The sequence below is a fragment of the Flexilinea flocculi genome (genome assembly GCF_001192795.1).
Taxonomy (GTDB): Bacteria; Chloroflexota; Anaerolineae; order Anaerolineales; family Anaerolineaceae; genus Flexilinea; species Flexilinea flocculi.
The window spans coordinates 11,264-26,725 of record NZ_DF968179.1 but is presented as its reverse complement, the minus strand read 5'-3'; the positions used below and the strand labels follow the sequence as shown (position 1 = coordinate 26,725).

The following is a 15,462-nucleotide window of genomic DNA, read 5'->3' as shown; positions in this document are numbered from 1 at the left end:
ATGACAGAAAAAAACGGGAAAAACGTAATACACACAGAACATTTGAAAAAATACTACATCATGGGTGATATTGAGGTGAGAGCGCTGCATGATATCAGTCTGGATGTTAATTATGGAGAGTTTACGGCGATCATGGGCCCTTCGGGCTCAGGAAAATCAACACTGATGAATATTCTGGGGTGTCTGGATCGTCCCACCGGAGGATTATATATTCTGGATGGAACGGATGTTTCCAGCATGGATGATTCAAAACTTGCAGAGGTGCGAAATAAGAAAATTGGATTTGTTTTTCAAAGCTTCAATTTGCTTTCTCGTTCTTCCGCGTTAGAAAATGTGATGATGCCGCTTTTATATTCAAGAAATAAAGATCATGCGAAAGAACGCGCTGCGGAGGTACTGGATTTGGTGGGTCTGGGCAGCCGCTTAGGTCATAAACCGAAGGAACTCTCCGGCGGGCAGCAGCAGCGTGTCGCCATTGCACGGGCATTAATCAACGATCCTGAAATCATTATGGCAGATGAACCAACAGGTAACCTCGACAGCAAGTCCGGTAAAGAAATTATGCAGATCTTAATCAGCCTGAATCAGGATAAAGGCAAAACAATTCTTATGGTTACCCATGATCCAAAGATTGGAAGGCAGGTCCCTCGTGTCATCAGCGTTTTTGACGGCATGATTGGAACGGAAGAGGAACAGGAGATTATTAAAAACTGGCAAAATCCGGATTTTCTGAATGTTTCAGGTCTAAAGAAACCGGATTCAGCAAGTGTCTCATTGAAAAAAGAGCAAATAAATCCCAATGGAAATGGGAAGATGAAAAATGAAGCAAAAGAAACCGTTTCTAATCCTTTTTCCGATACTTTTGGAACAGATGACAACGATTTGGAAGAGGAAGAAGAATCTTCTGCCGCTGATGCATTGGCAGAGGCTTTTGGAAACAGGAAAAAAGTGGCAAATGAAGAGCTGCCTGCGGGGAAACAATTCTTAGTGAATCCGATAAAGGGAAATGAGGAGGGAAAAACAGCATGAATATCAGCACATTGATTATTGAGGCTCTCCGTAACTTACTCTCCAATAAAGTTCGTTCATTATTAACGATGCTCGGAATTTTTATCGGTGTTGGCGCTGTGATTGCGATGATGTCAATTGGTCAGGGTGCGAAAAATTCGATCACAGACCAGATGAGTTCTCTGGGTACGCAGACGCTTTATTTATCAGCTGGAAATTTCACTGAAAATGTCAGAAATCCGCAGGATCTGACCAATTCGGATGTGGAAGCGATAAAAACTTTAGGTATTGCAGATATTGTTGCCCCTACCGTTTCTCAACCTTTCACGCTTTCTCAAAGTAATGGAAACACGGTCAATGCTTCGGTAACCGGCGTAATTCCGGAATATCTGGAAATCAGCAATTATGAAATCGAAAGCGGTTCATATATTACGCAGGAACAATTGGATGAGAATTCCATGGTCGTTGTGATTGGTTCCGAAATCAGTGATTCGTTATTCAGCAATTCAAATATCAGTGTGGTTGGTGAAACCATTCGAATTAGCGGTCAGCCTTATACAGTTATCGGGGTTTTGAAATCGAAGGGAAGTTCCACAATGGGGACAAGCCAGGATCAGGTCGTTTTTATGCCACTGTCAACTGCGCAAAATCGGCTGATAACCCGGCAAAGGAACACAGTTGGACGAATATCCATCAATGTGAAAGATTCAGTCTCGCTTGATCAGGCGCAGACGATGATTGAAAATCTGATGCGGGAAAGACATGGTATTTTTGAAGGCAACCCCGATGACTTCACGATCATGAATACACAGGAAATATTGGATACTCTGAATTCAATTATGAATACTTTTGTTCTGTTCCTGGGAGGCGTTGCCGGCATTTCTTTGTTGGTTGGTGGTATTGGAATCATGAATATTATGCTGGTAACGGTTACAGAACGTACCAAAGAAATTGGATTGCGAAAAGCTCTGGGTGCAAAGAAACGTGATATTTTGGCTCAATTCCTGGTTGAATCTTCCGTTCTGAGCCTGGTTGGCGGTATTTTAGGTATTCTGTTCGGTCTTGGTTTGGCTTATTTGATTGCATATATTGCGACAATGATGGGAACAGAACTGCATGCTTCCTATAATCCGTTATTTATCCTTGGGTCAACCTTGTTTTCGGTTGCCATTGGTCTATTTTTTGGGATCTATCCGGCAAATCAAGCCGCAAAATTACAGCCGGTCATTGCCTTGAGGACTGAATAAAAGGAAAAGGAATGCTAAAGATGAATGCTGTCAGGCTTCGATTCGGAAGGTTGAAACGAGCGTTTCACACAATCCAATGGCAGATCACACTGCTGATCACAGTCAGTTCGGTCATTGTGTGTGTTGCCGTACTTGCCTACCGTTATATACGAACTTCCTATGAGTTAAGCCAGAGCAACAGCAGTTCCATCATCGCAAATGCAGTGACACAATTATTGCATGATCCATGGGTAAAAAATGTATTTTTGCATGATCAGACAAACGAGTGGATCAAAGAGCAGACACATTTTGGAATCCCGCCGCGCGATCTCAATTTGCAGTCGGATCATTTTGAAGCAGATTTGCGGGTCAACACAAAATTCTTTTTAAAAAACAGAGTACTAATGTACTTTGTGACTGAAAAACAAGAAATAATTCCAGTCTCTATTGGAGGAACGATTCCAATCCCATTAGAAGATTTGGATGTTGGTACTGCAAATCTGATTAAAGAAAAAGTGGTTTCTTTATCCGAAAAAGTGATGACCGGTTCTACTGATGGACAGATCATCCTGGCAGAAAAAAACTATTCGATGGCGCTGGTTCCCTTTAAAGACGACAGCAATCATATCGTCGGAAATTTTTTTCTGTATGTTACGCAGCCAAGTTCGTGGGAGATGATTCGTGCCATATTTCTGTCATCCATGATGAGTTTTTTAAGATTGATTCTATTTGCGGCAATATTAGGTTTGATTGTCGGTTATATCTTTTCAAAAAAATGGTCGCTATGGTTTGATGAAATCTTCAGGGCATCCAATCAATGGGCAGAAGGTAATTTTTCTTTCAAAATACCCGTTGAAACCGAACAAGATTACAGCGAGCTCAATATGGTCTCCTCCAAACTGAACACAATGTCTGATCAGCTTGGTCAATTGGTCCAGACACGGCAGGAATTGGCAGCATCCGAGGAGAGAAACCGGATTTCGCGGGAGCTCCATGACAATATTAAACAGCAAGTTTTTTCCATCAACATGAATCTTGGGGCTGCAGCAGTTTTGATCGAAAAAAAACCGGAACAAGTGAAAGAGAAGATAGAACTTGCCGCCAATCTGACACAAAACACATTGCAGGATCTGGATGATTTAATCGGCACCCTTCGTCCGCCAGTCATCTCTGGAAATGCTCTGATTAACAAGCTCGAGCAGTATGGGAAAACATGGCAGATGAGTTCCGGAATTCAATTGGAATTAAAACTGCAGAACTATCCGCCCATGGATGAATACATGGCAGGAGAAATATTCCGGATCTGTCAGGAAGCATTGTCCAATATGATGCGGCATAGCGAGGCGAAAATCGGACGTATTGAACTGGAAACAAATGAAATTGAAGTAAATCTGACCATTCACGATAATGGAAAGGGCTTCGATTCACAGGAACAGCCGTCAGGAATTGGACTTCAATCAATTCACGAGCGAGTGGAAAACATGAATGGAACGTTTCATATTCAGTCAGGAAGGGAAGGAACTACGTTATTGATTCACATCCCAAGAGCGATGCATTTTTAATCAGTAATTCAAAAAATGCTCTCAGTTGTTTGAATGAATCATCTATTTTTTTGAATTGCCGGTTTGAGTTCACTTCGATGTTTTTCTGATGTGGTGTTCGTAGATGAAAAAGAAAAAAAGAAAGCAGGGAATATGACAGATAAAGAATCCAATAAAATCAGCGTATTGTTGGTGGACGATCATCCAGTCGTTCGAAATGGGGTTCGGTCTTATCTGGAAACATTGGATGACATAGAAGTAATTGGAGAAGCTGGCAGCGGGGAAGAAGCCATCGAATTTGTAAAATCAAATATTCCGGATGTGATTCTGATGGATTTGCTCATGGAAGGAATGAATGGCGTTGAAGCGACAAAAATGATTAAACAGATCAGTCCCCGCACGCATATCGTTGTTTTGACATCCCATCATGATGATTCTCTTGTATTCCCTGCGATGAAAGCCGGCGCGCTTTCATACGTACTGAAAATCATCCCTCCGGAGGAACTCATTAATGTGATTCGAATGGCAGCAAAAGGAACTGCAATTTTGTCTCCTGAAATCGCAAAAAAATTGATGAGTGAGCTGCATGATCGTCCCGGTCGCGTGATTGATCCATTCGCAGAATTGACTGAAAGGGAATATGACGTTCTCGAATTGATTGCTCAGGGTAACAATAACAGCGAGATTGCAGGGAAACTATTTATAACTGAAAAAACCGTCAAGGGGTATGTTTCTAATATTTTACACAAACTGCATTTAGCTGACCGGACACAGGCTGCTGTTTTTGCATGGCGGGAAGGATTATTTGAAAAACGGGACAATACACATGGAAAATAATCGGGAATTGCTGCAAGAATTGCGGAATTCACCTCTTAATCGGAGTTAAGTAAAAATGACGCATAAAAAACAAAATCGAAAAATTCTGTCGATTCTACTCTTTATGATGATTATAAGTGGCTGTACGCTTCTTTCAAAGCTGCAGGCATCTAAAAATGAAGAGACACAGGAATTGACGTTTACTGCTGTAACTGGCAAGATTGACCGATCGATAGATTTTATCGGAAATGTCGAATTCAATCAATCTGCGAAACTGGTCTGGAAAACTGACGGTGTCATCGGCAAAGTTCTTGTGAAATTGGGCGATTCTGTAAAAAAGGGGGATGTTCTGGCGGAATTGGAAACTGATTCCATGAAGTCCGCCGTGATCCTGGCAGAGAAAACACTCATTGATGCTCAGGAGGCTTTATCGGATGTAATCGAAACAAAAACATCTAAAATGAATGCATATTCCACATTAACTGTGAATGAGATTTCTCTCAAGTCCACCAAACAGGCACAGGAAGCTCTATATTATCCCAGAGCGGATCAATTAACCATTGAGATGGCCTATGATGCCTATATGCTGGCTGTTGAAAATTTCAACTATGCAAAAGCTGATTATGACTCTGTGAAAAACTCAAAAGGATGGGAAGATCAGGCTCGTCAAACCTATTATGAATCGTACCTCAGTACATACAATGCTATGATTGAAGCCTATGAAAACTGGGTGTGGACAAAAGGGCAGCCAACCGATACCGAATTGGCTGTAGCTCAGGGGGCTGTTGCAGTTGCACAACAGGCATATGATGAAGCGTTGAAGGAATACCAGACGTACGAGTCGATGCCTCGTCAAAAAGATATTCAGGAAGCTGAAATCAATGTAACGAATGCTGAGAATGTATATAACAAACGCAATATTATCGCATCATTTGATGGAACGGTCACATCCTCACAAGCTGAAGTTGGTCATTATGTAGAGGCAGGAACTGTTGCATTCGGAATTGATGATATGACCAGTATATTCATTCCGCTGCAAATTTCAGAAATTGACATTCATAAACTATTTGTCGGACAGAAAGTAAATATTTCGTTAGATGCAGTACCCGACAAAACCTATTCAGGAATAATCGGCAAAATTTCTGATTTGGGTGAGGAAAGTGATTCCATCGTCACTTTTGAAACATTAGTTGAAATTACAGATCCCGATGCGAATATCAAGGCAGGCATGACTGCCGAAACAGAGATTATCCTCGAAGAAAAAGAAAATGTCGTTCTAATTCCAACGAATGCAGTGAGTCAAAAGGATGGAAAATCTTATGTAACGGTATCATCCGAAAATGGATGGAATTCGGTTGAAGTCTCAACAGGTATCCGTTCGAACCTTCTTATTGAAATTACATCCGGAATATCAGAAGGTGACGTTGTCAAAGTACCATCAATTGATTCGAGAATTTATACTGAACTGGGGATCCAACCGGCAGTAGCAGGACAATTTCAAGGAATGCCCGGCTCAGCAAGTTTTAATCCGGTCGGTGGAGAGCAAACGCAGATTATCGGCGATGATGATCAAAGTGTGGCAGGAAAAGTAAGTGCAGATACAAATGTTTCGATGGATGGAAAAAATCTGCAACCTGGAAATCAAACAGGTATCCCTTCTGGTCAAGTTACTGATCGCCAATTTGGTGGACTCGAAGGAACAAAGATGCCGATGGGTCCGAATTCGAATGGTGTAATGGCCCCTGGACAAGGAAATAGACCATCGGCAGATGGATTCCCCCCATCAGAGATGTTGCCCACAATGAACTTAACGGTATCGTCAGCCGATCAGAAATTCGTGGAAGAATCGGTGAGTACACCTGCTCCGACTGATTGAATCGATATCAGACAACAATTAAGAAATCTTGAATCGAAAGGTGCAAAGGCATGGATCATAAAATTGAAACAAAAAAAGTAAATCATAAACCAGGTTGTGTCATCGCGTTATTAATCCTGGTCATCATTCTGATGCTGGCAGCGATAGGGATATATTCTTTATATCAAAAACAACAGGCACAAGCAGCGGCTAAGCTGGCTGCTTTGACAGAAACGGAAACAACGAAAATCAAACAAGGTCCTCTTTCATTAGTTGTGGAAGATGTTACGGGAACCGTGCGTTCCAACCAGTCTGTTGATTTGTATTGGCAGACAAGCGGAACAATCAAGGATGTATATTTCGAGGCGGGTGACAGTGTTAATAAAGGAGATGTGCTGGCAGCGCTCGATCCGCAAACTTTGGATCAGGATGTCTTGAATGCTGAACTTGAACTGAGTGACGCCCAGGACGCGATGGAAGAACTTAAAAATAATTCATCGGGATTGGCTGAGGCATTATCAGCTTTGGTTACTGCACAGCAAGACGTTGAAGATGCACAGAAATCGTTGGACAGCATGGATCTGTCTCGGGCTACAGATTTGAATATTGATTTGGCTTATGAAACCTATTTAGAAGCCCAGGATGATTATGAGGCTGCCATCGCCAAGTTTGAGACAACGCGTGATTATGATGCAGACGATTCCACCCGAATAAAAAGATTGGGCGATGTTGGCGGATACCGATCCGTCCGTGATAATGCCTTGGCACAATATACCTGGTATTTGGGACAAATTGATGAATTGGAGCTGCAGCTTAGGGAAGCGACATTACTATTAGCGAAAGCCACTTTGGAAGATAAGCAGTATCAATATAACAAATTGCTTAACGGACCGACCGATGCAAAAATAAACGCTGCTCAGGCGGCAATCGATGCAGCGCAGACAAAAATTGATTCATCAAAAATTATCGCTCCTTTTGCAGGAACAGTCACAAAAATTGATGCGAAAAAAAATGACATCGTTTCGTATGATTCCTCCAGTGTCCAACGGAATATTTTTGCCGCCCGAATCGATGATATTTCCACTTTCTATATCGACTTCAGCGTATCTGAGCTGTATGTCAACGAAATAACGCTGGATATGCCTGTTGATATCAGTTTCACTGCAATTCCAGGAAAAATGTATCATGGTATTGTTACCAATATTGCAGATACCGGAACAACATCCGGCTGGTCAGTTACGTATAATTTATCAGTCGCTATCGTGGATGCAGATGAACAGATTAAGTCCGGAATGACTGCGGATATCTCCATCAATATTGATTCTGTACCGGATGCGTTATATGTTCCGCAAACATCAGTGCTTTTGGATGGAGACCGCTATCTTGTTCATCATAAAAAAGAGGATGGTTCCTTTGAAGATGTTGAAATAACAATCGGGTTGATCAGCGGTTCCAATGTTCAGATTTTCTCGGATGACTTAAAAGCAGGAGATGAGATTGAATTGGATGTTTATGGAAAAGAAGAAACTCCCGGTTTCTTTGATTTTGGAATGATGATGGGCGGTGGTCCAGGCGGGCCAGGTGGCGGCGGTATGCCAAATGGCGGCGGCATGCGGTAATGAACCGTTGAGTTAGAAATTCAACCTTCCCACAAAAAAGTGAGGAAATGAGATGAAGAAATGAGATGAAGAAATGCCATCCTACTGACTTTGGCAGAATAAATAGGGTTTGTTCCCAGAAGAGATATCGGTTAAGGATGGCATAGAATTCCGAGTAAAAGCGGATTAAAAAGGATTTTTCTGATTCAAGTTGTGCCCGAATAAAAGCAAAAAGAACGAAAAAACCTTGGACCAGACTGAAAGAAAAGCCGTGGCTGCAGTTGGTCCCTTTCGGGTGCGGAAGCAATGGTGGCCATTCTGTCTCATATTAAGGAATTATCAGCTCATACACTCAGATATGAAGAGATTCGAGCAAAGGATCGGAAAAATCATCATAATTCACGCAGAAACAAGTCTGTTGTTAGTGAATATTCTGGAAAACACGCTTCTTTTCCAATTCTAAATTCTTATAAAGCTTCTGCTCCATTTTATGATCTTTTCAGGAATATAATTCATTCGGAACTTCTTCCATTAAATTGACCATGGAAATTTGAAACAGATACCATGGAATTTAGAAATATTAACCAAACCAGCATAGCGACCACCAGCGCAGATGTCAGCTACCATTTTGTGTAGGAATGAAAAGCGAAAACCATGTTTTTCTAATCTATAATTATAAAAATATTTCAATCATAATTCCAAAAATCAAGATTTTTAGAATTTGGAGTCCGATGAAGATTTTAATAAAAAACCATTTAGGACATTTATTATTTCGGAAAACCTCAGGTCAACAAAATTTGATTATTCTGTTCATCTTTATCCTGTCAACCCTCTTGGCGAGAGCATTATATCAACTTGTGGATGCGTATTCTGTGAATATCATTTTCTGGGATCAGTTTGATTTTATGACTCCGTTTTTCTTAAAACAAAACGCCTGGACCATGTTTACCTGGCAGCATGGACCCCATCGCCAAGGATTAGGCGAATTATTAACCTGGGTAGTCATTCGACTATCCGGATGGAATACCAGAGCAGAATCATTCATGATTTTCGGGGTACTGCTGCTCAGCCTTCCACCAGTATTGTTGTTAAAACGCAAACTGATAGGCCGATTCCAATGGATAGACCTCATCATTCCCTTTATTGTCCTGAATAAATATCAATGGGAGCAGTTTGTTGTTACTCCGAATGTTTCACATTCCGTCCTTCCGCTACTGCTCATATTCGTATACGTTCTATCCTGGATGATTCCCAATAAACCCTGGCGGTATACAATCGTTTTATTGATAAACTTCCTGCTCCTCTTTACAGGCTTTGGATTGTTTATGGGATTCATCACGGCAGCAGTTTTTGGGCTTGAATTGATCACGGGTATTCGGAGCCACCAAAAAAGGTTGGTGATCTTCTCAGTAATTGGATTCAGCGGGGCAGTTTCTTCTCTATACTTATTTAGCTGCGGGTATAAGTTTTCACCGGCAGTGGCATGCTTTGGCTTTCAATGGGATTATATACTGCGCTATCCGGTATATGTTGGTTTGATGCTTGCCAAATTTCTCGGTATTAATAATTCAATTAATCCGTACCCGTCCATCATCGCCGGACTCCTGATTCTGGCTGCTTTTATTGCTGCATTTGGCTGGAATCTTCGGGCTTATTTGCTTGACCCATTAAGTCCGGACCAGACTCATAAGATCATATCGATCCTGCTCGGTTTTTCATTGGTTTTTGCTGCTTTCACTTCGGTGGGTCGGATCTGTTTAGGGTTGGAACAGGCTCAATCGTCACGCTATATGACGTTGTTGATTCCCGGTTTTGTTGGATTGCTGATGACGATTTCACAAATCAGGATTCCAAAAATAACGATCGCTCTTTCTGTGCTGCTTGCATTTTCATTGGTAAAAACGATTTTGCCCTTCGACAATAATGAACAAGACTCCATTGTTAATTTTTATGAAGGCAAGACAAAATGGAAGGAGTGTTATCTGCTTACAGGCGATTATCCGGATTGTAATGAACGAACCGGTTTTAGCATTTATCCCGCAGGCTCGGAACGGATTCTGGATCGTCTGATTTTTTTTGAATCAAATCATCAAAATTTATTTCTGGACAATCCATAGTTCCGATATGGGTAAATCAATCTGAGAATGATGTGTCCTGCAAATTTTTAATTTAACAGTAATTCGAAATTAAAAAAAGCCTTTTGAAAAAAAAGAGAAAACTTGTTATTGTGTTGTTTTTGCGCTCTGCGCAAAAACAACACAATAACAAATAATTCTCCCTATATTTCGAATCCCCGGTTGACTTTTAAAACCATTTCCTGAGAGTATAATTCAATTTATGAATACAGAAGTAATGCAGATCAAAGAACTGACGAAACGGATTACAGAACTGGAACAAGAAAATGTAAGGCTTCACAACCAGTTACAGGCAGCTTATCGAGCTTTTCGAATCGTCAACAAAACTACCCAAAGAGTCTCGCAAAGTCGATACTGGCACTGGATTCTTGCCCTCTATGCATGGCGGGATCGTGCTCTACCTGCTGGATCACTTACGATAAAGCGAATCCTATTACGCCGATGAAAGAACAGAAAGTAAATTCTTTAAACAACAGTTGGCACCCGCCTCAGAGATCGATAAATCCGGATTATCAGTTATGGATTCAGATTAATGAACAGAATGATCTATTTCCGCATATTCTGAAAGAAGAATTGGAATCCCCGCTCTTTACGATCGTGACCCCTGTCAAAGACCCGGCGTTGTCTATCATTCATGCAACCATTCAATCTGTTCTTGCACAATCTTATCAACGCTGGGAATGGATACTTGCAGATGCGAGTGTGCCGGGCAGTCCGGTTTCCGCTTTACTCGAGAAGTATTCCCGGCATGATCCACGAATCAAGATCATTCGACTGGAAAAGAATCATGGTATTGCAGAAAATACCAATATTGCCCTTAAAAATGCATCCGGAGAATGGGTTGGTTTTCTGGATCATGATGATCTGTTGGCGCCGATTGCATTAGCAGAAATGGTTTCGAAAATTACTGAAGATCCGAAAATTGATTTGCTATACTCTGACGAGGATTTTATTTATGAAGACGGAAGCAACCGCCGTAATCCCCATTTTAAGCCGGATTTTTGTCCCGACTTTTTGTTAAGTCTGAACTATATTACCCATTTTCTGGTCGTTCGACGTTCTTTAGGAGAATCAATTGATTGGATTAGACCAGGTTTTGACGGTGCGCAGGATTATGATCTCATTCTGAGAGCTGTAGAAAAAACAAGAAAAGTAACTCATATTCCCAAGATACTTTATCATTGGCGGGAAGCGCGAACTTCAACAGCCAGGGATATAACGGTAAAACCGTATGCGGATGAAGCGGGCAAGCACGCACTGGCAGATGCATTGGTCAGACGCGGTCTTGCAGCGGACGTACAGTCAGGTCCAATTCCCACATCCTACCGAGTTTCTTATCACATTGAAGGGCAGCCTTTCGTTTCCATTCTGATCCCCAATCAAGAGCAGCCTGAAACCTTACGCAGATGCATCCATTCCATCCAAACATTGTCAACATATGCAAATTACGAAATCATCGTCATCGAAAACGGCAGTTCTTCGCCTGAAATTTTTCATTTGTATAAGGAATTACAGGAAAAAAGTATAAAGGTATTGCATTGGGATGCAGATTTCAATTACGCATCTGTCAATAATTTTGCGGTTCAGAGAGCCAGGGGTGAATTTGTTTTATTTCTCAACAATGACACTGAGATCATTACAAAAGACTGGATCGAACAGCTGCTGATGCATGCGCAGCGGAAGGATGTTGGTGCGGTCGGCGCGAAATTATATTATCCCGATCACACGCTGCAGCATGCAGGTGTTGTTGTTGGAATGGGAGGCGTCGCAGGACATCTTTATCTGGGTGAATTGTCAACCTCGATGGGATATTTTGGCCGTCTGCAGGTCATCCAAAATTACTCGGCAGTGACCGGCGCCTGTCTGATGGTGCAGAAGAAGAAATTTGAAGAAGCGGGTGGATTCGACGAGCGTTTTCAATTCGCCTACAATGATGTGGATTTTTGTCTTAGATTGCTGGAAAAGGATTATCGGAATGTCTGGACACCCTATGCTGAACTTTTTCACCATGAATCCCTGACACGCGGTGCAGAAGATTCCAACAGCGAAAAGCATTTGCGCTTTTGCCGGGAGGCAAGACTGTTTATCACCCGTTGGAAAAATTTTATTCAAAAGCATGACCCCTGTTTTAATCCGAATTTATCCTATGATACTTCTGAAATTCGGGTTAATCCGCTGGGAAAAATCGATATCCTGGATTATTTTATTGACAGACCATGGAATCATTTTCGTGAAAAATAGATCTTTAAATTTGATTATCGAAAAATTATTTTTTAGATCGGTTTACTTGCTGGATTGCTATTTGATTTTTATCCCAACTACAGTAATGGCATTATTCTTGCAATAATGAATAGTAACAATTGTAATTAATATAGAAATACATGTAAGGAGATATTGTAAAAAGAAATCAGCCTGTATATCAAAGAAATTTGTATTTTTGGTTTTTATTTTATTGTTGGTCTCAGGCAGCAGAATAGTTTCTGCTCAAGGAAAAAATGAAAAACCAGCGGAAGGGTCTCTCGTAACTGCGATCATCAAAGAGGAGAATGAACCCTCTGTTGAGAATGGAAAACTGGAAACCAGACAAGCCGATAATCTATTTATAAGTGATGCAGAAAATGCAGCCTATTTTAATGCATTCAAAACTCTTTCAGGAGATTATAATTTTGGACATGAAGTCGTTCTTAATAAAGTGCCCCTGAACAGTGTAGAAAGTGCGAATGATATTTTTATTGATAAAGCAGCGATTCCTTCGAGCTATGACGCTCGAAATTACAATGTTGTAACGAGTGTAAAAAATCAAGGAAGTTATGGGACTTGCTGGGCACATGCCGCGATCAATGCTGTGGAATCAAATTTGATTAAAGATGGCGTATTTAACAAAAGTGTTGATTTTTCAGAAGCACAACAGGCTTATTTTTTATGGCATCGGGTTGCTGATCCTCTGAATCTAATTACGAATGATAAGAACAATTGGGATGATTCCTATGGTGATTGGATTAATTCCGGCGGGAGCGCCTTTAGAGAGATAGCCCTCATGAGCAGTTGGACTGGAGCAACAGAGGAAATACGCGCTCCTTATCCTTCCAATAGTGCAGATATAGCAAATTATGCATTGAGTAGTTCCTTGTCTTACCTGAATAATTCTGCGCATTTACAGAACGCCTTCCAGGTTCTTAAAACTGACCGGAATGCAGTAAAACAAATGATTATGAAATATGGCGCAGGAGATCTCGCGTTTTATTCAAATTTTAATACGTCTTTGTCATATAATACGAATACATTTGCGTATTATTATCCTGATTTTCAATATGCAAATCACGAAGTGAGTGTTATTGGTTGGAATGATAATTTTTCTGCTTCAAATTTTGTAAACAGACCTGCCGGAAATGGTGCATGGTTGATAAAAAATAGCTGGGGATCTGATTTGTGGTGGCTCGATGAAGGATATTTCTGGATTTCATATTATGACGCAACAATAGAAGACGAAATAACTTTCTTTGAGGTTGAGCCGGCTAATAATTATGATCATAATTATCAGTATGATGGAACAGCATTGAACGCTTGGTGGTCGAATGGAACAGCTAGTATCACCATGGCAAATCTTTTTACATCACAAAAGAATGAATTTCTTGAAGCAGTTTCATATAGTACACCTTCCAGTGTTTATCAGTATGAAATCAAGATATATAAGAATGTAACAGGAACGACTAATCCAGCGAATGGAACGTTAGTAAAGACTTTGACAGGTTCAGAATCTTTTGCCGGTTATCATACGGTGAAACTTCCAACGCCAATTAGCATCAACAAAGGCAGCCAGTTTTCAGTAGTTGTTAAAATTTATAATGCAACAGAAAATATACTGTATGTCGATTGGTCTTCAAGTGGTGGAACCTATATAAATTCATCAAAACCTGGTATCAGTTTTAGACAATGGTCTTCTGGTTCCTGGGCTGATTTATATTATTACAATAATTACAAGCTCAATCCGCGTATCAAAGCATTTACAACGACCAATGTAAAAAAAATAAAACCAAATGCTGATTTTAATGGGGATGGCCAAACCGATATTGCATTGTTCCGTCCTTCCAATGCCACCTGGTATATCCGGAATATGTCAAGTATTCCATATGGAAGAAGTACCGATGTTCCAGTATCCGGAGATTACAACGGTGATGGAAAAACAGATATAGCGGTGTTTCGTCCTTCCAACGCTACATGGTATATCCGAGGCCAATCTACGATTCCATATGGACACAACGGCGATATTCCGGTACCTGGAGATTACAATGGTGATGGAAAAACAGATATAGCGGTATTTCGTCCTTCCAACGCTACATGGTATATCCGAGGCCAATCTACGATTCCATATGGACACAACGGCGATATTCCGGTACCTGGAGATTACAACGGAGATGGAAAAACAGATATTGCGGTGTTTCGTCCTTCCAACGCTACATGGTATATCCGAGGCCAATCTACGAATCCATATGGATACAACGGCGATATTCCAGTACCGGGAGATTATAACGGAGATGGAAAAACTGATATAGCTGTATACCGGCCTTCAAATGGTGTATGGTATGTAAGAAATCAATTCAATGTAGGCTGGGGCACTTCTGAAGAAATTCCAGTACCGGGAGATTATAACGGAGATGGAAAAACTGATGTAGCCGTATTCCGACCTTCAAACGGTACATGGTATGTAAGAAATCAATTCAATGTAGGTTGGGGCACTTCTGAAGAAATTCCAGTACCGGGAGATTATAACGGAGATGGAAAAACTGATGTAGCCGTATTCCGACCTTTAAACGGTACATGGTATGTAAAAGACCAGTACAATGTGCAATTTGGTTTGTCTGGTGATATCCCGATTCCGAGTAGAAAATAACTGGTCACTAATGAAACAGGAAAAGAATTAAAATGCACCATGAATTTAAATATAACTCAATCTTCCCAGATAAATTTTGGAGAAATTACTCAGTAAAAATGTGAACCTTGACAACAAAATATAATTGAATAACAAATAGAAGCCTCAAGTATGATATAATTATTATTGTCGATAATATAATAAATAAATACTAACAAAGGTTTCTATGGATTCCACTTTAACACAAAACCAGTTATCTGACCTTAAAACTCGAAGCGAGTCCACAAAATACTTCAAGAAATACCTGCCATCAGGGAAATCGATTCAGCTTTGTACCGGTAGCTTTCCGTTTAATTAGCTCTCCCCATTGTCTGCTTTTTCAGGGAAAAGAATATGACAAACGGACACTGTCT

At 40.8% G+C, this 15,462-nt stretch carries 10 protein-coding genes; all 10 read left to right on the top strand.

Annotation, left to right across the window (positions count from 1 at the left end; all coding sequences use genetic code 11):
* The 10 genes from ATC1_RS00090 (at nucleotide 1) to ATC1_RS00040 (ending at nucleotide 15,070) form a co-directional block, all read left to right on the top strand.
* On the top strand, nucleotides 1-1,029 hold the full coding sequence (locus ATC1_RS00090) for an ABC transporter ATP-binding protein (protein ID WP_082174584.1): 1,029 nt from the start codon (nucleotides 1-3) through the stop codon (nucleotides 1,027-1,029).
* Nucleotides 1,026-2,255, top strand: a complete 1,230-nt coding sequence (locus ATC1_RS00085) for an ABC transporter permease (RefSeq protein WP_062276746.1) — start codon at nucleotides 1,026-1,028, stop codon at nucleotides 2,253-2,255. The genes ATC1_RS00090 and ATC1_RS00085 overlap by 4 nt, the downstream gene beginning before the upstream one ends.
* 11 nt (nucleotides 2,256-2,266) lie before the next feature.
* Nucleotides 2,267-3,796: a sensor histidine kinase gene (locus tag ATC1_RS00080; protein ID WP_062276743.1), complete on the top strand. Its 1,530-nt coding sequence runs from the start codon at nucleotides 2,267-2,269 to the stop codon at nucleotides 3,794-3,796.
* A gap of 132 nt (nucleotides 3,797-3,928) precedes the next feature.
* Nucleotides 3,929-4,612, top strand: coding sequence for a response regulator (locus tag ATC1_RS00075; RefSeq protein WP_062277872.1), 684 nt, complete (start codon nucleotides 3,929-3,931; stop codon nucleotides 4,610-4,612).
* Nucleotides 4,613-4,667: 55 nt separating this feature from the next.
* Nucleotides 4,668-6,467, top strand: a complete 1,800-nt coding sequence (locus ATC1_RS00070) for an efflux RND transporter periplasmic adaptor subunit (RefSeq protein WP_062276740.1) — start codon at nucleotides 4,668-4,670, stop codon at nucleotides 6,465-6,467.
* Nucleotides 6,468-6,517: 50 nt separating this feature from the next.
* Nucleotides 6,518-8,065 carry an efflux RND transporter periplasmic adaptor subunit gene (locus tag ATC1_RS00065; RefSeq protein WP_062276737.1) on the top strand — a complete coding sequence of 516 codons (1,548 nt, stop codon included), beginning with the start codon at nucleotides 6,518-6,520 and terminating at the stop codon, nucleotides 8,063-8,065.
* 710 nt (nucleotides 8,066-8,775) lie between these two features.
* The gene (locus ATC1_RS00055; RefSeq protein WP_152024181.1) at nucleotides 8,776-10,161 is read left to right on the top strand and encodes a hypothetical protein; all 1,386 of its coding nucleotides are present in this window, start codon (nucleotides 8,776-8,778) and stop codon (nucleotides 10,159-10,161) included.
* Nucleotides 10,162-10,381: 220 nt separating this feature from the next.
* Nucleotides 10,382-10,624, top strand: coding sequence for a hypothetical protein (locus ATC1_RS14865; RefSeq protein ID WP_062276728.1), 243 nt, complete (start codon nucleotides 10,382-10,384; stop codon nucleotides 10,622-10,624).
* Nucleotides 10,621-12,420, top strand: coding sequence for a glycosyltransferase family 2 protein (locus ATC1_RS00045; RefSeq protein ID WP_062276721.1), 1,800 nt, complete (start codon nucleotides 10,621-10,623; stop codon nucleotides 12,418-12,420). The genes ATC1_RS14865 and ATC1_RS00045 overlap by 4 nt, the downstream gene beginning before the upstream one ends.
* 196 nt (nucleotides 12,421-12,616) lie before the next feature.
* Nucleotides 12,617-15,070: an FG-GAP-like repeat-containing protein gene (locus tag ATC1_RS00040; protein ID WP_062276717.1), complete on the top strand. Its 2,454-nt coding sequence runs from the start codon at nucleotides 12,617-12,619 to the stop codon at nucleotides 15,068-15,070.
* Nucleotides 15,071-15,462 lie beyond the last annotated feature (392 nt).